This is a genomic window from Comamonas antarctica, from assembly GCF_013363755.1.
Taxonomy (GTDB): Bacteria; Pseudomonadota; Gammaproteobacteria; order Burkholderiales; family Burkholderiaceae_C; genus Comamonas; species Comamonas antarctica.
Genome location: NZ_CP054840.1, coordinates 2,829,845 through 2,849,575 on the forward strand (window position 1 = coordinate 2,829,845; position 19,731 = coordinate 2,849,575).

Consider the following 19,731-nt stretch of genomic DNA (forward strand, 5'->3'; position numbering starts at 1 on the left):
TGTCCGGCGTCCGGAACTCACCACGAACGGTTTTCCCGTTCGTCCTGAGCTTGTCGAAGGATGAATGGCAGCCGTACAAACAGCGGCGACTCACCCACCGGCGCTACCCTGCAGCCGCAAGCGCGCTCGCATGCAGGCAGATCGCTGCCGCCGCCGCCACATTCAGCGACTCCTCGCCGCCGGGCTGCCCGATGCGCACCTGCAGCGCCGCCAGGGCCTCGACCGCCGGGCCCACGCCCTGCCCCTCGTGGCCCATGGCCCAGGCGCAGGGCCAGGGCAGATTGGTGTGCTGGATCAGCTTGCCCTGGTGCGAGCTGGTGACGATCAGCGGCACCTGCAGCGCTTCGAGCGCCGACGCTTCGGCGCCTTCGACCAGATGCAGGCCGAAATGCGCGCCCATGCCCGCGCGCAGCACCTTCTGGCTCCACAGCGCGGCCGTGCCCTTGAGCGCCACGACCTGGGTGAAACCAAACGCCGCCGCGCTGCGCAGGATGGAGCCGACGTTGCCGGCATCCTGCACGCGGTCGAGCACCACCGTGGCCTGGCCCGGTTGCGGCTCCTGGCCCGGCAGCCATTCGAGCAGATAGCCCATGCGCGCCGGCGACTCCAGGCCGCTGATGTCGGCAAACAGCGCATCGGCCAGCACCACGACCTTGCGCGCGGCCTGGGCCCACTCGGCAGGCACCTGCGGCCAGAACGATTCGGCGAACACCGCGATTTCCGGGCGCAGGCCGCGCGCCAGCGCCGCGCGGCACAGGTGGTCGCCTTCGAGCCAGACCCGGCCCTGCTTGCGATACGCGGTGCTGTCATGCGACAGCTTGCGCAACTCCTTCACGAAGGAGTTGTCGCGCGAATGGATGGGTGTCACAGGTGAGGTCATAGCCGTTCAAGTGAAAATTTTCAATCAACCAATGGTGCTGCCCACCGCATGCAGCCTTGAAAACCGGCGCGAGCCAGGTCAGGGCCACCGAGCAAGGGCCGCCCCGCAGCGAGGGTGGCGTCCCCCTCCACCGAAGGTTGAGAGGGGGAAGCGCGGAGTGGCCCGGCCACGTAGTCGCTCAGGGGGTGCACACCATGACCTGGGAGACGGGAGAAAAGGAGCGGCGGTGCTCGGGGCACGCGCCATGCGCCTGCAAGGCCGTCAGATGCGCGGGCGTGCCATAGCCCTTGTGGCCGGCAAAGCCATAGGCTGGATACTGCTCGTGCAGGCGCTCGCACCAGCGGTCGCGGTGCACCTTGGCCAGGATCGAGGCTGCGGATATCGCCTGCACCAGCGCATCGCCCTTGACGATGGCTTCGGCCTGCATGTCCAGCACCGGAATGCGGTTGCCGTCCACCAGCACCAGCACCGGCTTCAGGCGCAGCCCCATCACCGCACGGCGCATCGCCAGCATCGTCGCCTGCAGGATGTTGAGCTGGTCGATCTCCTGCACGCTGGCCTCGGCGATCGAGCAGCACAGCGCCTTGGCGCGGATCTCGTCGAACAGCGCCTCGCGGCGTGCGGCCGTGAGCTTCTTGGAATCGGCCAGGCCGGTGATCGGGTTCAGGTCGTCGAGGATCACGGCCGCCGCCACCACCGGACCGGCCAGAGGGCCCCGCCCCGCCTCGTCCACCCCGGCTACCAGGCCGGGCGGATGCCACGGCAAGCAGGCCTGTTCAGGTGGAAGAGACAACTTTCTGGATAGCATCAGCAGCCAATCGGGCGGTATCGCGCCGCAGCACATGGTGCAGCGCTGTGAAGCGCTGCTCTAGCGCCTCAATGGTTGAGGGGGAATCGCTGCGCGCGCGCAGCCAGCGCGAGACTTCGGCCGCCAGGGCCTCGGGCGTGGCCGCATCCTGCAGCAGCTCCGGCACGACGAACTCGCCGCACAGGATGTTGGGCAGGCCGACCCAGGGCTGGAGCTGCTTGCGGCGCATCAGCCGCCAGCTCAGCGGCTGCATGCGGTAGCCAATGACCATCGGCCGCTTGAACAGCGCGGCCTCCAGCGTCGCCGTGCCGCTGGCGATCAGCGTGCAGTCGCAGGCCGCCAGCGCATCGTGCGACCGGCCCTGCAGGATATGGATGCGGCCATCGAGGCCCGCGGCCTGGGCGGCGGCGCGCACCTTGTCGATCAGCGCCGGCACGGCCGGCACGATGATTTCCAGCGCCGGAAAATCCTGGCGCAAGCGCGCCGCGGCCGCGAAAAACGCGGGCGCGATATAGCGGATTTCGGAATTGCGGCTGCCCGGCAGCACGGCCAGTACCAGCGCATCGGGTGCCAGGCCCAGGCGCGCGCGCGCGGCCAGGCGGTCTGGCTCGAGCGGGATCACGCTGGCCAGCGGGTGGCCGACATAGGTGGCATCGATGCCGTGGGACGCCAGCAGCTCGGGCTCGAAGGGAAAGATGCACAGCACATGGTCGGCCGCGCGGCGGATCTTCTCCACCCGGTTGGCGCGCCAGGCCCAGATCGAAGGACAGATGAAATGCACGGTCTTGATGCCGCCAGCGCGCAGGTCGGCTTCGAGCCCCAGGTTGAAGTCGGGTGCGTCGACGCCGACGAATACGCTCGGCGGCGCGGCCAGCAGCCGCTCGCGCAGTTGCCGGCGCGTGCGCAGCAGCTCGGCCAGGCGCTGGAAGACTTCAAGGTTGTAGCCATGCACGGCAAGCCGCTGGCTATCCCACCAGGCATCGAAACCGCGCGCCTGCATTTGCGGCCCGCCAATTCCCATGCTTTGCAGCCCAGGCCACCGGGTCTTGAGGCCGTCGAGGATCAGGCCGGCCAGCAGGTCGCCCGAGGTCTCGCCGGCCACCATTGCCACGCGTTCCGTTGCCATCGCCCGTTCCCGTCAGCGCGCAATGCCGCGCTTCGAGCCCGCAATGAATTGGCTCAGGGCTTGGATATCGGCGGCGGCCTCGGGGTATTGCGCGGCCAGCGCGTCGATGGCCTGGCGTGCGGCTTCGAGCGTGAGACCCTGGCGGTACAACAGCCGGTGCATCTGCTTGACCGCGGCCAGCCGCTCGGGGGCGAACCCGCGCCGGCGCAGGCCTTCGAGGTTGAAGCCGCGCACCGACAGCGGATTGCCGTCGACCAGCATGAAGGGCGGCACGTCCTGCGAAATGTGGCTGGCGAAGCCGGCCATGACATGCGCGCCGATCTGCGTGAACTGGTGCACGCCGGTGAGGCCGCCCAGGATGGCATGGTCGCCGACCTTGACATGGCCGGCCAGGGTCGCGTTGTTGGCCAGCACCGTGTGGTTGCCCACCACGCAGTCATGCGCGATGTGCACATAGGCCATGATCCAGTTGTCGTTGCCGACCTGGGTCAACCCTTCGTCCTGGACGGTGCCGGTGTTGAAGGTGCAGAACTCGCGGATGGTGTTGCGGTCGCCAATCACCAGCCGGGTCGGCTCGTCGGCATACTTCTTGTCCTGCGGCTGGGCGCCCAGCGAGGCAAACTGGAAGATCTTGTTGTCCGCGCCAATCGTCGTATGGCCTTCGATGACGCAATGCGCGCCCACGCTGGTGCCGGCGCCGATGCGGACATGCGGGCCGACCACGGCATAGGGCCCGACCGTCACCGATGCGTCGAGCTGGGCCGCGGGATCGACCAGCGCGGTGGAATGGATGCGGCTCACGACCAAAGCTGCGTCCTCAACCGACGGCGCGCATGGTGCACATCAGGTCGGCTTCGCATGCCACCTCGTCACCCACGCGGGCCACGCCCTTGAACTTCCAGATGCCGCCACGCACGCGGTCGATGGTGATCTCGAGCACGAGCTGGTCGCCGGGCTCGACCGGACGCTTGAAGCGCGCGGCGTCGATGCCGACGAAGTAGTAGATATTGTTTTCGTCCGGCACCTGGCCCATGGCGTCGAACGCCAGCAGGCCGGCGGCCTGGGCCAGCGCTTCGAGCATCAGCACGCCCGGCATCACCGGACGGCCAGGGAAATGTCCCTGGAAATACGGCTCATTGAACGTGACGTTCTTGATGGCCTTGATGCGTTGGTTGCTCTCGAGCTCGAGTACCTTGTCCACCAGCAAAAAAGGGTAGCGGTGGGGCAGTTGCTTGAGAATTGCGTGGATATCCATCATTGCGTTCCGTTCTTGCTGTCCTGCTGCTGCTGCTGCTCGAGTGCCTTGATGCGCTCGCGCAGGCTGTGCAGCTGCTTCAGAGTGGCAGCATTTTTTTCCCATTTGTTGTTTTCATCGACAGGAAACACTCCTGTATAGACGCCGGGCTTGTTCAAAGAACGCATCACCACGGTCGCCGCCGAAACATGCACATTCTCGGCCAATTCGAGGTGTCCGAGCACGACTGCACCGCCTCCCACGGTGCAATGCGCACCAATGCGCGCGCTGCCGGCCACGCCCGCGCATCCGGCCATCGCGACATGCGCGCCGAGATGCACGTTGTGCCCGATCTGCACGAGATTATCCAGCTTGACGCCATTCTCGATCACGGTGTCGTCCAGCGCGCCGCGATCGATGCAGGTGTTGGCGCCGATCTCCACGTCATCGCCCACGCGCACGGCGCCCAGCTGCTCGATCTTCACCCAGGTGCCACGCTCGGGCGCGAACCCGAAGCCGTCGGCGCCCAGCACCACGCCCGAGTGCAATATGCAGCGCGCGCCGACGCTGCAGTTCTCGCCCACCGTCACGCGCGACTTCAGCACCGTGCCGGCGCCGATGCGCGCGCCGCGCTCGACCACGCACAGCGGCCCCACATAGGCCGTGGGGTCGACCTCGGCCAGCGGGTCGACCACCGCGCTGGGATGCACGCCGCAGCGCACCTGATGCGCCTGCTCATGCTGCTTCCAAAGCTGCGTGGCACGCGCGAAATACACATAGGGGTTGTCCGCCACGATGCACGCCCCGCGCTGCATCGCGGCCTCCCGCATCGCGGGCGCCACAATGACACAGGCCGCCTTGGAGGCGGCCAGTTGCTGCTGGTAGCGCGGATTGCTCAGGAAGCTCAAGTCTCCCGGGCCTGCGGAGTCCAGCGGGGCGATGCGGAAGATCTCCGTATCGCTGCCCGCCAGCTCCAGCGTTCCTCCCAGCGCACCCACAATTTGCCCGAGTGACAAGCTCACTGTCTGTACGTCTTCTAAGGCGATTACTTGGAGGCGTTGAGCGCCTTGATCACCTTGTCGGTGATGTCGTGCTTGGGATTGATGTACACCGCTTCCTGCAGGATGACGTCGTACTTTTCGGCTTCGGCCACCGACTTGACCACGCGGTTGGCGCGCTCGAGCACTTGCGACAGTTCCTCGTTCTTGCGCGAGTTCAGGTCTTCCTGGAATTCGCGGCGCTTGCGCTGGAACTCGCGGTCCTGGTCGACCAGCTGGCGCTGGCGTGCGGTGCGCTGCGATTCGGACAGCGTCGGCGCCTCGCGCTCGAACTTGTCCGAAGCGGCCTTCAGCGAATTGCCCGCATCGACAACATCCTTTTCGCGCTTGGCGAATTCGGCTTCCAGCTTGGCCTGCGCGGCCTTGGCGGAAGTCGCCTCGCGGAACACGCGATCGGTATTGACAAAACCGGCCTTGAATTCTTGCGCATGCGCAGCCAGCGCCATGCCGCCCAGCAGCACGGCCATAGAGATTTGGCGAGAGATAGATTTCATTAGAAGGACGTTCCGATTTGGAATTGAAGTTTCTGGATTTTATCGCCAGCAAATTTACGCACGGGCTGAGCATACGCCAAGCGCAATGGCCCCAACGGGGAAATCCAGCTCAGACCCAGGCCAGCCGACGCACGCATCTGCGAAAAATCGACCGTTTCGTTGTCGCCGAACACATTGCCGACGTCGACGAAGGTAAACACGCGCAAGGTGCGGTCGTTGCCCGCGCCCGGCAGCGGCGCCATGAATTCGGCGTTCAGCGTGACCTTCTTCGGGCCGCCCAGCGAGGAGCCGATGACGTCGCGCGGGCCCAGGGTGCCCTGGTCGAAACCACGCACCGAGCCCAGGCCACCCGAGTAGAAGTTCTTGAACACCGGGAACGGACGGCCGTTGAGGCCCTTGCCCCAGCCGAGTTCGCCGTTGAAGGCCAGCGTGAACTTCTTGTTCAGCGGCACGTATTGCTGGATCTGGTAGTTGGCGCGCACATAGCGTGCATCGCCGCCCACCGACCAGTCGGTATTCAGGCGCTGGTAGCGGCCGGCGTTGGGAGCGAGCGCGCTGTCGCGGCTGTCGCGCGACCAGCCGATGGTCAGCGGCACGGCCATGCTGGTGTAGCCGTAGGTGTCGGCATAGGCCAGGTAGGCCGCCGGGATGTTCGTGCCGGGCTTGATGCGCGTCTGCTCCAGGCCCGCACCGAAGAACACGGTATCGAGTTCGCTGAACGGCACACCGAAGCGCACGCCCGTGCCGGCCGTGACGAGTTCGTAATTGCCGCCCTGGTCTTCGTACGGCTTGTCGGTGCGGTAGTAGACATCCAGCGTGCGCGAAATGCCTTCCTTGGTGAAATAAGGATCGGTGGTGCTCAGCACCAGGGTCCGGCGGTATTTGCTGGTATTTACATCAACACCCAAATAGTTACCCGAACCAAACACGTTTTCCTGTTTGATACCAAAGGACAGCGAGACTTTCTCGGCACTCGAGAAACCCGCACCCAGCTGCAGCGAACCCGTGGGTTTTTCCGCCACCGACACGACCAGATCCACCTGGTCGGGCGAGCCCGGAACTTCCTGCGTTTCGACGTTGACCTCGGTGAAGAAGCCCAGGCGGTCGACGCGGTCGCGCGACAGCTTGATCTTGTCGCCGTCGTACCACGAAGCCTCGAACTGGCGGAACTCGCGGCGGATCACTTCGTCTCGCGTGCGGTTGTTGCCGCTGACCTGGATGCGGCGCACATAGGCGCGGCGCGAAGGCTCGGCCTTGACGACGATCGACACGCGGTTGTTTTCACGGTCGATCTCGGGCACCGCTTCGACGCGCGCGAAGGCAAAGCCGAAGTTGCCGAAGTGGTCGGAGAAGGCCTTGGTGGTTTCGGTGACCTGGTCGGCGTTGTAGGGCTCGCCGGGCTTGATCTTGACCATGGACTTGAACTCGTCGTCGCGCTCGAGGTAGTTGCCTTCGAGCTTGACGTCGGAGACCACATAGCGCTCGCCTTCATGGATGTTCACCGTGAGCGAGATGGTCTGCTTGTCCGGAGAGATCGCGACCTGGGTCGATTCGATGCGGAACTCGAGGTAGCCGCGCTGCAGGTAATACGAGCGCAGCGTCTCCAGGTCGGCATTGAGCTTGGAGCGTGCGTAGCGGTCGGACTTGGTGTACCAGCTGAGCCAGCCGCCGGTGTCCTGGTCGAACAGGCCCTTGAGCGTCGATTCGCTGAAGGCCTTGTTGCCGACCACGTGGATCTCGTTGATCTTGGCGGGCTCGCCTTCGGTCACGGTGAAGGTCAGGTTGACGCGGTTGCGCTCGATCGGCGTCACCGTGGTCACGACCTCCGCGCCGTAGAGGCTGCGATTGATGTACTGGCGCTTGAGTTCCTGCTCGGCGCGGTCCGACAGCGCGCTGTCGAACGGTCGGCCTTCGGCCAGGCCGACATCGCGCATGGCCTTCTTCAACGTGTCCTTGTCGAACTCCTTGGTGCCGGCGAAGTTCACGTCGGCAATGGTCGGACGTTCCTCGACCACCACCGTGAGCACATTGCCGTTGGCCTCGAGCCGCACGTCCTTGAACAGGCCCAGCGCGAACAGCGCGCGGATCGCGGCCGAGCCTTTCTCGTCGTTGTAGTCATCGCCCACGCGCAGGGGAATGGAAGCGAAGATGGTGCCGGCTTCCACGCGCTGAAGGCCTTCGACGCGGATGTCCTGGACCTTGAAAGGCTCCAGTGCCCAGGCAGCGTTGGCCGCAAAAACCATGGCCGTCAAGGCCGAAGCGGTACGCGCGCCTAAGCGATTGATGTGTTTTTTCATGAGTGGATTGCCGCCGACTTGCTTGGCAAATTCGGCAAAAATAGTTAGCCCAAGAGCCGGTTGATATCGTTGAAAAAGGCGATGCCCATCATCAGCAACAGCACGGCCACGCCGAGACGCTGCAATCTTTCCATCCAAGCCTCGGACACCTGCCGGCCCGTGACGCCTTCCCAAAGATAATACATCAGGTGCCCACCGTCCAAAACCGGCAAGGGTAGCAGGTTCAGCACGCCCAGGCTCACGCTGATGAGCGCAAGAAATGCCAGGTATTGCGTGAGTCCCATGCTGGCCGACTTGCCCGCATAGTCGGCGATCGTCAGCGGGCCGCTGATGTTCTTGATCGAGGCTTCGCCAATGACCATGCGGCCCATCATGCGCAGCGTCAGTATCGACAGGTCCCAGGTGCGTTGCGCGCCATTTTGCAGGCCCTCGAAAAAGCCCCGGCGCACCACCGTCATGGCCGGTGCGGCACCGACAAACGCGCCGATGCGCCCGACCCACTGTTCGTCCTGCTGCACCGCGTCCGGGCGTACCGACAGCTGCAGCGGCTGGCCGCCGCGCTCGATGCGCCAGTCCTGCGCCAGTCCCTGGCCGTCCCGCACCGAGGCGCGGATCAGGCCGCGCAACTGCTGGCCGTCGACCACTTTGACGGCGCCCACCGCCAGCACCTTGTCGCCTTCGCGCAGGCCCGCGCGCTGCGCCGCGCCGTCAGGCAACAGCTCGCCCATCACGGCTGGCGTCCAGGGCGCGACCACGCCGATGCGCTCGAACAGGCGCTCGTCGGCCTCACGCGTCTCGAGCGTGCCCACGGGCAGCTCCAGCACCGCGGTCGCCGCCGACTGCGGCCGCTGCACTTCGAGGCGCACGTTCTCGCCTTCGAGCGCGGCGCGCGCCAGCGCCCAGCGCAGCGCGTCGAAGGATTCCACGGGCTCCCAGTCCCGGTCGCCGCGCGCCACGGCCTGCACGCGCTCCGCGCCTTGCAGGCCCGCGGCCTGGGCCAGCGAGCCGGCCGCGGGGCTGGCGACGATGGCTTGCGGCTCTTCGATGCCGACCCAGTTCACGCCCGCATACAGCAGCACCGCCAGCAGCAGGTTGGCCGCGGGCCCCGCGGCGACGATGGCCGCGCGCGAACGCAGGGGCTTGTTGTTGAAGGCCAGGTGGCGCTCCTCGGCGGCCACGGGCGCCTCGCGCTCATCGAGCATGCGCACGTAGCCGCCCAACGGGAACGCCGCGAGCACGAATTCGGTGGGCGAGCCCTTGGGCTGCCAACGCAGCAGCGGCTTGCCGAAGCCCACCGAGAAGCGCAGTACCTTGACGCCGCAGGCCACGGCCACGCGGTAGTGGCCGTACTCGTGCACCGCAATCAGCACGCCCAGCGCGACCACAAAGGCAAGGACAGTCATCAGCATGGAAAAGGCCTACTTTCGCAAAGAGGACCGCCGGGACGCGCGGATCAGGCCAGCGCCCAGCGTTGCACCGCCGCGCGCGCGCAGTCGCGCGCCCGGGCATCGACGGCCAGCAGGTCCTCGAGCGAACCCGGGGCCTGCGGCAGCTGCATTTTCTCGAGGGTCTCGAGGTTGACCGCGTGGATGCGGTCGAAGCTCAGGCGCCGGTGCAGGAAGGCATCGACCGCCATTTCATTGGCTGCGTTGAGCACTGTTGTCGTGCCTTCGGCCGCGCGCAGCGCCTGCCACGACAGGTGCAGCCCGGGAAAGCGCCGTGCATCGGCATCCTCGAAGGTCAGCGCCGCGAGCTGCGAGAAGTCCAGCCGCGCCGCGCCGCTTTCAATGCGCTCGGGCCAGGCCAGGCCGCAGGCAATGGGCACGCGCATGTCGGGCGTGCCGAGCTGCGCGAGGATCGAGGCGTCGTTGAACTGCACCATCGAATGCACGATCTGCTGCGGATGGATCACGACCTTGATGCGCTCGGGCGCCAGGTCGAACAGCCAGCGCGCCTCGATGACCTCGAGCGCCTTGTTCATCATCGTGGCCGAGTCGACCGAGATCTTGCGGCCCATGGAGAAATTCGGGTGCGCGCAGGCCTGCTCGGGCGTGATCTGCGACAGGCTCGCCGGATCGCGCGCGCGAAACGGGCCGCCCGAGGCCGTCAGCAGGATGCTGTCGACGCGCTGCGCCCAGGTCGTGCGGTCTTCGGGCAGGCACTGGAAGATCGCCGAATGCTCGCTGTCGATGGGCAGCAGCGTCGCGCCATGGCGCTTGACGGTGTCCATGAACAGCGCGCCGCCGACCACCAGCGCTTCCTTGTTGGCCAGCAGCAGGCGCTTGCCGGCACGCGCGGCCGCCAGGCACGGGCCCAGGCCCGCGGCGCCGACGATCGCCGCCATGACCGCATCGACGTCCTCATGCGCGGCAATCTGTTCGAGCGCATCGGGTGCCTGCAGCACTTCGGTCGCCAGGCCGTTCGCCTGGAGCTTGTCGGCAAGCTCGCGCGCATGCGCCGCGCTGGCCATGACCGCGAAGCGCGGCTGGAATTGTGCGCACTGGGCCAGCATCAGCTCGACCTGGGTGGCAGCGCTGAGCGCGAACACCTCGTAGCTGTCGGGGTGGCGCGCCACCACGTCCAGCGTGCTGGTGCCGATCGAGCCCGTGGAGCCCAGGATGGTGAGACGTTGTTTCATGTCTGTACGAAAGAGGAAAGCATCATGGCCAGGGGCAGGGTCGGCAGCAGCGCGTCGATGCGGTCGAGCACGCCGCCATGGCCGGGCAGCAGCGCGCTGCTGTCCTTGACGCCGACGCTGCGCTTGACCAGCGATTCCACCAGGTCGCCGACCACGCTCATCGCCGCCATGAACACCACGGCCAGCAACAGGAACCACAGGCCCTGGCGCGCCAGCAGGCTATAGAAGCTCGGCAGGGCCACGCCGTAATGGCGGTCGGCCCAGACCCACACCAGGGCCAGCACCAGCACACCGGCCATGCCGCCCCAGACCCCTTCCCAGCTCTTGCCGGGGCTGATCGAGGGTGCGAGCTTGTTGCGCGTGAACTTGAGGCCGAAGGTCCGGCCCGCGAAATAGGCAAAGACGTCGGCCACCCAGACCAGCAGCAGCACCGACAGCAGGAAGTTGACCCCCATGCGGTGCGCCTGCGCCACGGCCAGCCAGGCCAGCCACAGCGCCAGCACGCCGCCCACCAGGCGCACTGCGAGCGGTATGCGCGCCCAGGCCGCCACGCCGGCGCGCAGCAGCAGCGCCCCGGACAGCACCCACAGGCTGCCGCCAATGACCCACAGCGCGGTGAGCGGCCGCTCCAGCCAGCCCAGCGACCAGCTCAGGCCGCACAGCAGCAGGCAGGCCGCCGCCAGCGCGACCGCCCCACCCTGCTTCAAGCCCTGCATGCGCCCCCACTCCCAGGCACCCGCGGTCATCATCGCCAGCACCACCAGCGAGAACGGCAGTGGATCGGGATAGAACAATGCGGGAAGAAGAATCGCCAGCAGGACCAGGGCGGTGATGACACGCTGCTTGAGCATGGATTCCCTTTCTCAGACCGGCATCTTTGCGGGAGGGGCCGACTGTATTTGTGCAGAGGTTTTGCCAAAGCGGCGCTCGCGCGCGCCGTAGGCAGCAAAGGCCTCGTCCAGCGCCGCTTCGTCGAAGTCGGGCCACAGGACAGGGCTGAAGAACAGTTCCGAGTATGCCAACTGCCACAGCAGGAAATTGCTGATGCGCATCTCGCCGCCGGTGCGGATCAGCAGATCCGGGTCGGGCACATGCGCCAGGCCCATGGCCGCGTTCAGGCTGGCTTCGGTGATGGGCTCGCCCTGCGCCGCCAGGCGGGCTGCGGCCTGGGCGATATCCCAGCGTCCGCCGTAATTGAAACAGATGTTGAGCACCAGGCGGCTGTTGTGCGCCGTTTCCTGCTCGGCGGCGGCCAGGCCCGCGCACATGCGCTCGCTCAGTCCGCGGCGTTCGCCGACGAAGTGCAACTGCACGCCTTCGCGTCCCAGTTCGGCCACCTCGCGGCCCAGGGCCGTCGTGAGCAGGCCCATCAGGCCCGAGACCTCGTCCTCGGGCCGCTGCCAGTTCTCCGAGGAGAAGGCAAACACCGTGAGCACCCGCACGCCGCGCACGAGGCAGGCCTTGACGCAGCGGCGCAAGGCCTTCACGCCCTGCGAATGGCCCGCAAGCCGGGGCATGAAGCGGTGCTTGGCCCAGCGCCCGTTGCCATCCATCACGATGGCCACGTGCCGGGGCACGGAGATTTCGGTATACAAGGCGTGACCTATCGAACAGGCGCCCGTCAAACCGCCATGATCTCTTGTTCCTTGGCCGCCACCAGCTGATCGATCTCGGCGATGTGGCGGTCGGTGACCTTCTGCACATCGGATTCCGAACGCTTCTGGTCGTCTTCGGAAGCCAGCTTGTCCTTGACCAGCTTCTTCACCGAGTCATTGGCATCGCGGCGCAGGTTGCGGATGGCGATCTTCGCGCCTTCGGCTTCGTTGCGTGCCAGCTTGGTCATTTCCTTGCGGCGCTCTTCGCTCATCGGCGGCACGGGCACGCGGATCAGGTCGCCCAGGGACGAGGGGTTCAGGCCCAGGTTGCTCTCGCGGATCGCCTTCTCGCACTTGGCGCCCATGTTCTTTTCCCACGGCTGGACGCTCAGCGTGCGCGAGTCGAGCAGCGAGACGTTGGCCACCTGGGTCAGCGGCACCATGGAGCCGTAGTATTCGACCTGGATGCTGTCGAGCATGCCGGCGCTGGCACGGCCGGTGCGGATCTTGCCCAGGTTGTTCTTGAACGCCGTGATGGACTGGTCCATCTTGGTTTCGGTGGTTTTCTTGATGTCAGCAATCGTCATGTTATTCCTCGGGATCGGCAATGCACCTGCGCGGTGCATGGTGCTCAAGCGTACACCAAGGTACCTTCGTCTTCACCCATCACCACGCGCAGCAGCGCGCCATGCTTGACGATGGAAAACACCCGCACCGGCAGCTTCTGGTCGCGGCACAGCGCAAACGCAGTCGCGTCCATGATGCCCAGGTTGCGCGAAATCGCTTCGTCGAAGCTCAGCTGGGTGTAGCGCGTGGCATCGGCGTCCTTGAACGGATCGGCCGTGTACACGCCATCCACCTTGGTCGCCTTGAGCACGACTTCGGCACCGATTTCCGCGCCGCGCAGCGCAGCGGCGGTGTCGGTGGTGAAAAACGGGTTGCCCGTGCCGGCGGCAAACACCACGACCTTGCCTTCTTCGAGGTACTGCAGCGCCTTGGGACGCACGTAGGGCTCGACCACCTGCTCGATGGCAATGGCCGACATCACGCGCGCCGTCAGGCCCTGCTTGTCCATGGCATCGGCCAGGGCCAGGGCATTCATGACCGTGGCCAGCATGCCCATGTAGTCGGCCGTTGCACGGTCCATGCCTACGGAGCCACCGGCCACGCCACGAAAGATGTTTCCGCCCCCGATGACCACCGCCACCTGCACACCCACGCGGGTGACGGTGGCGATCTCTTCGACCATGCGCTCGATGGTCGCACGGTTGATACCGAAGGAGTCATCGCCCATGAGCGCCTCACCAGACAACTTGAGCAAGATGCGCTTGTGGGCTGGTGCTGCTTGGGTCATGAAAATACTCCGTACGGTAAAAAAAGAAATCGGGGGAAAGGAAACGGTCTACGGATGAATTACGCGCCAGCCTTGGCAGCAGCCACCTGGGCCGCCACTTCGGCAGCGAAGTCGTCCACCTTCTTCTCAATGCCTTCGCCGACCACGTACAGGGTGAAGCCCTTGATGGTGGTGTTGGCGGCCTTGAGCATCTGCTCGACGGTCTGCTTGCCGTCAGCGGCCTTCACGAAGACCTGGTTGTACAGCGAGACTTCCTTGAGGTACTTCTGCACCGAACCTTCGACCATCTTGGCGACGATGTCGGCGGGCTTGCCCGATTCTGCGGCCTTGGCGGTTGCCACGGTGCGCTCTTTCTCGATCAGCTCGGCAGGCACGTCGGCGCTGCTCAGGGCCACGGGCTTCATCGCGGCCACGTGCATGGCGACGTCCTTGGCTGCGGCTGCATCGCCTTCGAACTCGACGACCACGCCGATGCGCGAGCCGTGCAGGTAGGAAGCCAGGTTGCTGCCGCTGAAGTACTTGAAGCGGCGGAACGACATGTTCTCGCCGATCTTGCCGATCAGGCCCTTGCGCACGTCTTCCAGCGTGGGGCCGAAAGTGTCTTGCTCGTAGGCCAGCGCACCCAGGGCTTCGATGTCGGCAGGGTTGTGCTCGGCCACCAGCTTGGCGGCGGCATCGGCCAGGGCCAGGAAGCTGTCGTTCTTGGAGACGAAGTCGGTTTCGCTGTTGACTTCGATCAGCGCGCCCACGTTGCCATTGATCGAAGCCGCCACGACGCCTTCGGCGGTCACGCGCGAAGCCGCCTTGCCAGCCTTGGTGCCGAGCTTGACGCGCAGCAGCTCTTCCGCCTTGGCCAGGTCGCCGTCGGCTTCGGTCAGTGCCTTCTTGCACTCCATCATCGGTGCGTCGGTCTTGGCGCGCAGTTCAGCCACCAGTTTTGCGGTAATAACAGCCATCTTATTTCTCCGGTTTGATTTCGATTCGTTACAAGGAATGAGGCTAAAAAAAGGGGGCTACCAGAGCCCCGCTTCTTTCTCGCGACAGGTCGCGTTGCCGGACCTTAGGCAGCCGACTCTTGCACTTCCACAAACTCGTCCGAGCCTTCGGCAGCCACGGCCTTGACGACGTCGTTGACGGCATCGGCACGGCCTTCGATGATCGCATCGGCGATGGCCTTGGCGTACAGTTCCACGGCCTTGGCCGAGTCATCGTTGCCAGGGATCACGTAGTCGATGCCTTCGGGGTTGTGGTTCGAGTCCACCACACCGATCAGGGGGATGCCCAGCTTCTTGGCTTCGGCCACGGCGATCTTGTGGAAGCCCACGTCGATCACGAAGATGGCGTCGGGCAGGCCGTTCATGTCCTGGATACCGCCGATGTCCTTTTCCAGCTTTTCGAGTTCGCGGGCGAACATCAGCTGTTCCTTCTTGCTCATGCTTTCCAGACCGGCTTCCTGCTGGACCTTCATGTCCTTCAGGCGCTTGATCGAGGTCTTCACGGTCTTGAAGTTGGTCAGCATGCCGCCGAGCCAGCGCTGGTCGACGTAAGGCACGCCAGCGCGCTGGGCTTCAGCAGCCACCAGTTCGCGGGCTTGGCGCTTCGTGCCCACCATCAGCACGGTACCGCGGTTGGCGGACAGCTGCTTGGCGAACTTCTGCGCTTCCTGGAGCATCGGCAGCGACTTTTCCAGGTTGATGATGTGAATCTTGTTGCGGTGACCGAAGATGAACGGGGCCATCTTGGGGTTCCAGAAGCGGGTTTGGTGACCGAAGTGGACACCGGCTTCGAGCATTTCGCGCATCGTGACGGACATATTGATACTCCAAAGGTTGGGTCTAAAATCCAGCCCGACATTTGCCCGGGAGGGCAACACCTTGAGGGGACTGGTTTGCTATTTACTTTGCTGCACGCCACTAGGGCACACTGCAAGCCAAGGCACGAAAAACGCGCCCGGCACGGCATCTGATTTCACATGCCGCAAGGCAGCACTCAGCAAAGCCGAAAAATTCTACCACAAGCATGCACTCTGATCTTTGCTCCACGCGCGCCAACGTGCGCAGCGGCGAATGCCGCGCCACCGATCTGCTCCAAGCCGCCATCGAGACGGCCCGCTCTGCGGTCTGCGACCATGTGTTTGCGCAGACCCTGTTCGACAGTGCCATGCACGATGCGGCACGCGCCGCGCCGCAGCTGCCGCTGGCCGGACTGCCGGTCACGGTCAAAGACCTTTTCGACCTGCAGGGCACGCGCAGCGCCGCGAGTTCGCTGGTGCTCGCGGATGCACCCGTGGCCACGCATGACAGCCCGGCCGTGGCACGCCTGCGCGCCGCGGGCGCGGCCATCATCGGCCGCACCCACATGGTGGAGTTCGCCTACTCGGGCGTGGGCGTCAACCCGCATTTCGGCACGCCTGCGGCCTATGACGCGCGCTTCGGCGCACTGCCCGGTCCGGCACGCGTGAGCGGCGGATCGTCGTCGGGCGCAGCGGTGTCGGTGGCCAGCGGCGCGGCCTATGTGGGCCTGGGCTCGGACACCGGCGGCTCGATCCGCATCCCCGCGGCGCTGTGCGGCCTGGTCGGCTTCAAGAACACCGCGCGCCTCACGCCGCTGCAGGGCACGGTGCCGCTGTCGCCCACGCTCGATACGGCCTGCGCCATCACGCGCAGCGTGCGCGATGCGATCCTGGTGCATGAGATCCTCGCCGCACGCACCGTCACGCGCAGCAGCGCCGGCATCGCCGAATGGCGCCTGGCCGTGCCGCGCCAGCTGTTCTTCGACGATATCGAACCCGCGGTGCTGCAGGCCTTCGAGCGCAGCCTGGCGCAGCTGCGCGCCGCCGGTGCGCAGATCGTCGACATCGACCTGCCCGAACTCGACACGCTCGCGCACATCAACGACCATGGCAGCTTCTCGGGCGCCGAAAGCTATGCCTGGCACCGCCCGCTGCTGGCGCGCGCCGATGCGCTGGGCCGGCCCTACGATCCGCGCGTGCGCAGCCGCATCGAACGCGGCGCCAGCATGACGGCCGCGCAATACATCGATTTGCACCATGCGCGCAACCAGTGGATCGCGCGCATGGAGCAGGCACTGGCCGGCTATGACGCGTTGCTCTCGCCCACCGTGCCCATCCTGGCGCCAAGCATCGACAGCGTGGCGCCGGCCGACGGCCTCGATGCCGCAGTGGATGCGCGCCGCGATGCCGGCTTCCAGCGCGCCAACACGCTGCTGCTGCGCAATCCCAGCGTGGTCAACATGCTCGACGGCTGCGCGCTGTCGCTGCCCTGCCACCAGCAGGGCGAGCTGCCGGTCGGAATGATGGTCTGGCACGGCGGCATGCATGATGACGCGGTGCTGGCCGTGAGCCAGCAGATCGAAGGCATACTCCAAGCCGCGTAGCGACTGCGCCCTCCCCCGGCGCTGCGGCGCCGGCCCTCTCCGACCACCACTCTCCCATGAACATCGCCATCGTGGGTGCCGGCGCCACCGGCATCGCCACTGCGTACGCGCTTGCGCAAAGCGGCCACGCCATTACGGTCTATGACCGCCACGGCAGCGCCGCCGAAGGCGCGAGCTTTGCGCCCACGGGCTGGCTTGCGCCGGCCCTGCTGCAACCCTGGAGCGCGCCGGGGCTGCGTGCGCCCTCTTCCCAGCTGCGCCTGGGCGGCGGCTTGCGCGGCGCCGATCTTTCCTGGCTCTGGCGCTGGCGCCAGGCCGGCCGGCGCATCCGCCGCGCGCCCGAGCGCATCGACCCGGCGCTGGCCGCCATCGAACGGCTGAGCCAGTACAGCCGCCAGCTGCGCGACAACGACCCGATCGCCATCGACCAGGACCTGCAAGCGCACAACGGTGCGCTGGTGCTGCTGCGCAGCGAGGCCACGCTGGCACGCCTCGCGCCCGCGCTCACCGTACTGGCCGACGCCGGCGTGGGCGTGCAGCGCATCGATGCCGCGCAGGCGCGCCAGCTCGAGCCCGGCCTGGCCGCCGACTTTGCGCTGGCCGGCGCGCTCAACCTGCCCGAGGCCGCCACCGCCAACAACCGTCTCTGGGTCCAGCTGCAGCGTTTCGCCGCACAGCAGCTGGGCGTGCAGTTCGTGTTCGATGCGCAGGTCAGCCGGCTGCAGCTGGCACCGGCGCGGGTGCTGCTCAAGGGCGAATCGAGCGCGCGCGCCCACGATGCCATCGTGGTCTGCGCAGGCATAGACAGTGCGGCACTGCTGCGCCCGCTGGGCCTGGCGCTGCCGCTGGTCGGCCTGGGCGGCTACACGGTCAATGCCCCGGTGCGTGAACCCATCCATGCACCGCGCTGCGCGGTCATCGACTGGGACAGCCAGATCACGCTGGTGCGCCAGGGCCTGCGCGTGCGCGCCGGTGGGGGCGCCGAACTCGGCACCTCGGGCACGCCGCATGTCGCCACTTTGCAGCGGCTCTACCGCGCGCTGAACCAGTGGTTTCCCGGCGGCATGCAGCCGTCGCAAGGCGTGCAGAGCTGGCGCGGCATCCGCGCGATGAGTGCCGACGGCGCACCGCTGCTGGGCGCCAGCGGCCTGCCGGGCATCTGGCTCAACGTCGGCCATGGCAACCACGGCGCGGCCATGGCGCATGGCTGCGGCCAGCTGCTGGCCGACCTGATCGACGGGCGCGCGCCGGCCATCGACACCAGCGGCCTGCTGCTGCGCTGAACCGGCACCAGCGCTATGCTGGCGCCATGCTCCAACTATCCGCCGCACAGCCCCATGCCCTGCACGATGTGGCCGCGACGCGCGCCCTGGAAGCCGCGGCCGCCGCCAGCCTGCCCGCCCACACCCTGATGCGGCGCGCGGGCGCGGCCACGGCGCGCCTCGCGCTGGCGCTCGCGCCGCATGCGCGCCAGATCTGGATTGCCTGCGGCGGCGGCAACAACGGCGGCGACGGCCTCGAAGCCGCGGCCCGTCTGCAGCAAGCGGGCAAGGCGGTCAGCGTGACCTGGCTGGGAGACCCGAGCACCACGCCCGCCGACGCGCGCGCCGCATGGCAACGCGCACTGGCTGCGGGCGTGCCCTTCACGCCCGGGCCGCCTGCGGACCTGGGCCCGCACGATCTATGCATCGACGCCCTGCTGGGCATAGGCCTGCGCGCCACGTCGCAGCGCGGCGCTGCGCACGAGCTGCGCGCGCTGCTGGCCGCACTGCACGCCAGTCCGGCCACGCTGCTGGCCGTGGACCTTCCTTCGGGGCTCGATGCCGACACCGGCCAATACGCGCCGGGCTTTGCGCCAGATGCCCCCTCCAGGGCGGCGCGCCATACGCTGAGCCTGCTGACGCTCAAGCCCGGTCTGTTCACGGGCCAGGGGCGCGACGCCTGCGGCAGCGTCTGGCTGGACGACCTGGGCTGCGGCGCGCTCGCGCCTGCGGCCACGGCGCAACTGGGAACGCAGCAGCAGGCCGATGGGCGCCAGGCGCAGCGGCATGCCAGCCACAAGGGCAGCTTTGGCGATGTCGCGGTGATCGGCGGCGAAGGCCTGTCGGCGCGCGGCATGGGCATGACGGGCGCGGCCTGGCTTGCGGCCAGCGCCGCGCTGCATGGCGGCGCGGGCCGGGTCATGGTCGCGCTGCTGGATGAGGGAACGACGCTCGCGCCGCCCTGGCCCGAACTGATGCTGCGCCGCGTGCACGCACTGGACTGGCCGCAGCTCACCGCGGTCTGCGGCTGCGGCGGCGGCGAAGCGGTGCGCGCCGTGCTGCCCGAAGTGCTGGCCCGGGCCGCGCGCCTGGTGCTGGACGCCGACGGCCTCAATGCGGTGGCCGGCGACAGCGCACTGGCCGCCGCGCTGCGCGCGCGCGCCGATGCGGGGCTTTCCACCATCCTGACCCCGCATCCCCTGGAAGCCGCGCGCCTGCTGCATTGCACCACCGCCGAGGTGCAGGCCGACCGGCTGGCCGCGGCCCGGGCGCTGGCCGAACGCCATGCCTGCACCGTGGTGCTCAAGGGCTCGGGTTCGGTCACAGCCACCGCAGGCGAACGGACCATCGTCAATTTCACCGGCAACGCACGCCTGGCCACGGGCGGCACCGGCGACGTGCTGGCCGGACTCATAGGCGCGCGCCTGGCAGCAGGACTGTCGCCGCATGCCGCCGCGAGCAGCGCCGTGCAGGCGCATGGCGCCGCTGCCGACCAATGGCCTGCGCACCAGGCGCTCACGGCCAGCGCGCTCGCCGCGGCGCTGCAATGAAAAAGGCCTCGGCATTGCCGAGGCCCGTGACAGACATCG

19 protein-coding genes are annotated in these 19,731 nt (G+C 67.0%); 3 read left to right on the plus strand and 16 right to left on the minus strand.

The annotated features are described in order from the left end of the window. Window positions 1–103: 103 nt before the first annotated feature. The 16 genes from HUK68_RS13055 to rpsB form a co-directional block, all read right to left on the minus strand. On the minus strand, window positions 104–880 hold the full coding sequence (locus HUK68_RS13055; protein ID WP_175504553.1) for a TrmH family RNA methyltransferase: 777 nt from the start codon (window positions 878–880) through the stop codon (window positions 104–106). A 178-nt stretch (window positions 881–1,058) separates the two neighbouring features. Then, complete coding sequence (rnhB, locus tag HUK68_RS13060; protein WP_175504554.1) at window positions 1,059–1,688, minus strand: ribonuclease HII; 630 nt, start codon at window positions 1,686–1,688, stop codon at window positions 1,059–1,061. Further along, complete coding sequence (gene lpxB / locus HUK68_RS13065) at window positions 1,657–2,814, minus strand: lipid-A-disaccharide synthase (RefSeq protein WP_244146167.1); 1,158 nt, start codon at window positions 2,812–2,814, stop codon at window positions 1,657–1,659. The genes rnhB and lpxB overlap by 32 nt, the downstream gene beginning before the upstream one ends. 12 nt (window positions 2,815–2,826) lie before the next feature. Beyond that, window positions 2,827–3,615, minus strand: coding sequence for an acyl-ACP--UDP-N-acetylglucosamine O-acyltransferase (gene lpxA, locus HUK68_RS13070; RefSeq protein ID WP_175504555.1), 789 nt, complete (start codon window positions 3,613–3,615; stop codon window positions 2,827–2,829). Between the two features lie 16 nt (window positions 3,616–3,631). Next, complete coding sequence (gene fabZ / locus HUK68_RS13075; RefSeq protein WP_159913763.1) at window positions 3,632–4,072, minus strand: 3-hydroxyacyl-ACP dehydratase FabZ; 441 nt, start codon at window positions 4,070–4,072, stop codon at window positions 3,632–3,634. Beyond that, window positions 4,069–5,070, minus strand: a complete 1,002-nt coding sequence (gene lpxD, locus HUK68_RS13080; RefSeq protein WP_175504556.1) for a UDP-3-O-(3-hydroxymyristoyl)glucosamine N-acyltransferase — start codon at window positions 5,068–5,070, stop codon at window positions 4,069–4,071. The genes fabZ and lpxD overlap by 4 nt, the downstream gene beginning before the upstream one ends. 23 nt (window positions 5,071–5,093) lie before the next feature. Further along, window positions 5,094–5,600 carry an OmpH/Skp family outer membrane protein gene (locus tag HUK68_RS13085; protein WP_175504557.1) on the minus strand — a complete coding sequence of 169 codons (507 nt, stop codon included), beginning with the start codon at window positions 5,598–5,600 and terminating at the stop codon, window positions 5,094–5,096. Continuing rightward, window positions 5,600–7,897, minus strand: a complete 2,298-nt coding sequence (bamA, locus tag HUK68_RS13090) for an outer membrane protein assembly factor BamA (protein WP_175504558.1) — start codon at window positions 7,895–7,897, stop codon at window positions 5,600–5,602. Before bamA ends, HUK68_RS13085 begins: the two co-directional genes overlap by 1 nt. A gap of 44 nt (window positions 7,898–7,941) precedes the next feature. Then, the gene (rseP, locus tag HUK68_RS13095) at window positions 7,942–9,306 is read right to left on the minus strand and encodes an RIP metalloprotease RseP (RefSeq protein ID WP_175504559.1); all 1,365 of its coding nucleotides are present in this window, start codon (window positions 9,304–9,306) and stop codon (window positions 7,942–7,944) included. Window positions 9,307–9,350: 44 nt separating this feature from the next. Beyond that, window positions 9,351–10,535, minus strand: a complete 1,185-nt coding sequence (gene ispC, locus HUK68_RS13100; protein ID WP_175504560.1) for a 1-deoxy-D-xylulose-5-phosphate reductoisomerase — start codon at window positions 10,533–10,535, stop codon at window positions 9,351–9,353. Next, a complete protein-coding gene (locus tag HUK68_RS13105; protein ID WP_175504561.1) occupies window positions 10,532–11,386 on the minus strand; it encodes a phosphatidate cytidylyltransferase in 855 nt (284 codons plus the stop codon). The genes ispC and HUK68_RS13105 overlap by 4 nt, the downstream gene beginning before the upstream one ends. 12 nt (window positions 11,387–11,398) lie before the next feature. Continuing rightward, window positions 11,399–12,130, minus strand: coding sequence for a polyprenyl diphosphate synthase (gene uppS / locus HUK68_RS13110; RefSeq protein ID WP_279614228.1), 732 nt, complete (start codon window positions 12,128–12,130; stop codon window positions 11,399–11,401). A 26-nt stretch (window positions 12,131–12,156) separates the two neighbouring features. Further along, window positions 12,157–12,717, minus strand: a complete 561-nt coding sequence (frr, locus tag HUK68_RS13115; protein ID WP_175504562.1) for a ribosome recycling factor — start codon at window positions 12,715–12,717, stop codon at window positions 12,157–12,159. Window positions 12,718–12,761: 44 nt separating this feature from the next. Next, on the minus strand, window positions 12,762–13,484 hold the full coding sequence (gene pyrH, locus HUK68_RS13120; RefSeq protein WP_175504563.1) for a UMP kinase: 723 nt from the start codon (window positions 13,482–13,484) through the stop codon (window positions 12,762–12,764). 59 nt (window positions 13,485–13,543) lie between these two features. Beyond that, entirely contained in the window at window positions 13,544–14,440 is an 897-nt protein-coding gene (tsf, locus tag HUK68_RS13125) for a translation elongation factor Ts (RefSeq protein ID WP_175504564.1), read from the minus strand. A gap of 104 nt (window positions 14,441–14,544) precedes the next feature. Beyond that, window positions 14,545–15,297 (minus strand): 30S ribosomal protein S2, encoded by a 753-nt coding sequence (rpsB, locus tag HUK68_RS13130; RefSeq protein ID WP_175504565.1) that lies wholly within the window; start codon window positions 15,295–15,297, stop codon window positions 14,545–14,547. Between the two features lie 206 nt (window positions 15,298–15,503). Between rpsB and HUK68_RS13135 the strand changes: the two genes are divergently transcribed. The 3 genes from HUK68_RS13135 to HUK68_RS13145 are packed head-to-tail and all read left to right on the plus strand — an operon-like array spanning window position 15,504 to window position 19,692. Next, window positions 15,504–16,880, plus strand: coding sequence for an amidase (locus HUK68_RS13135; protein ID WP_175504566.1), 1,377 nt, complete (start codon window positions 15,504–15,506; stop codon window positions 16,878–16,880). Window positions 16,881–16,936: 56 nt separating this feature from the next. Then, a complete protein-coding gene (locus HUK68_RS13140; RefSeq protein ID WP_175504567.1) occupies window positions 16,937–18,163 on the plus strand; it encodes an FAD-dependent oxidoreductase in 1,227 nt (408 codons plus the stop codon). A 26-nt stretch (window positions 18,164–18,189) separates the two neighbouring features. Next, entirely contained in the window at window positions 18,190–19,692 is a 1,503-nt protein-coding gene (locus HUK68_RS13145; RefSeq protein WP_175504568.1) for an NAD(P)H-hydrate dehydratase, read from the plus strand. Window positions 19,693–19,731 lie beyond the last annotated feature (39 nt).

Bases quoted from the DNA above. Each gene is read 5' to 3' on its own strand.
- tsf (WP_175504564.1), bottom strand. From the start codon at position 14,440: ATGGCTGTTATTACCGCAAAACTGGTGGCTGAACTGCGCGCCAAGACC.
- rpsB (WP_175504565.1), bottom strand. From the start codon at position 15,297: ATGTCCGTCACGATGCGCGAAATGCTCGAAGCCGGTGTCCACTTCGGT.
- frr (WP_175504562.1), bottom strand. From the start codon at position 12,717: ATGACGATTGCTGACATCAAGAAAACCACCGAAACCAAGATGGACCAG.
- HUK68_RS13135 (WP_175504566.1), top strand. From the start codon at position 15,504: ATGCACTCTGATCTTTGCTCCACGCGCGCCAACGTGCGCAGCGGCGAA.
- HUK68_RS13055 (WP_175504553.1), bottom strand. From the start codon at position 880: ATGACCTCACCTGTGACACCCATCCATTCGCGCGACAACTCCTTCGTG.
- HUK68_RS13145 (WP_175504568.1), top strand. From the start codon at position 18,190: ATGCTCCAACTATCCGCCGCACAGCCCCATGCCCTGCACGATGTGGCC.
- pyrH (WP_175504563.1), bottom strand. From the start codon at position 13,484: ATGACCCAAGCAGCACCAGCCCACAAGCGCATCTTGCTCAAGTTGTCT.
- HUK68_RS13140 (WP_175504567.1), top strand. From the start codon at position 16,937: ATGAACATCGCCATCGTGGGTGCCGGCGCCACCGGCATCGCCACTGCG.
- rseP (WP_175504559.1), bottom strand. From the start codon at position 9,306: ATGCTGATGACTGTCCTTGCCTTTGTGGTCGCGCTGGGCGTGCTGATT.
- HUK68_RS13085 (WP_175504557.1), bottom strand. From the start codon at position 5,600: ATGAAATCTATCTCTCGCCAAATCTCTATGGCCGTGCTGCTGGGCGGC.
- fabZ (WP_159913763.1), bottom strand. From the start codon at position 4,072: ATGATGGATATCCACGCAATTCTCAAGCAACTGCCCCACCGCTACCCT.
- bamA (WP_175504558.1), bottom strand. From the start codon at position 7,897: ATGAAAAAACACATCAATCGCTTAGGCGCGCGTACCGCTTCGGCCTTG.
- lpxB (WP_244146167.1), bottom strand. From the start codon at position 2,814: ATGGCAACGGAACGCGTGGCAATGGTGGCCGGCGAGACCTCGGGCGAC.
- HUK68_RS13105 (WP_175504561.1), bottom strand. From the start codon at position 11,386: ATGCTCAAGCAGCGTGTCATCACCGCCCTGGTCCTGCTGGCGATTCTT.
- rnhB (WP_175504554.1), bottom strand. From the start codon at position 1,688: ATGCTATCCAGAAAGTTGTCTCTTCCACCTGAACAGGCCTGCTTGCCG.
- ispC (WP_175504560.1), bottom strand. From the start codon at position 10,535: ATGAAACAACGTCTCACCATCCTGGGCTCCACGGGCTCGATCGGCACC.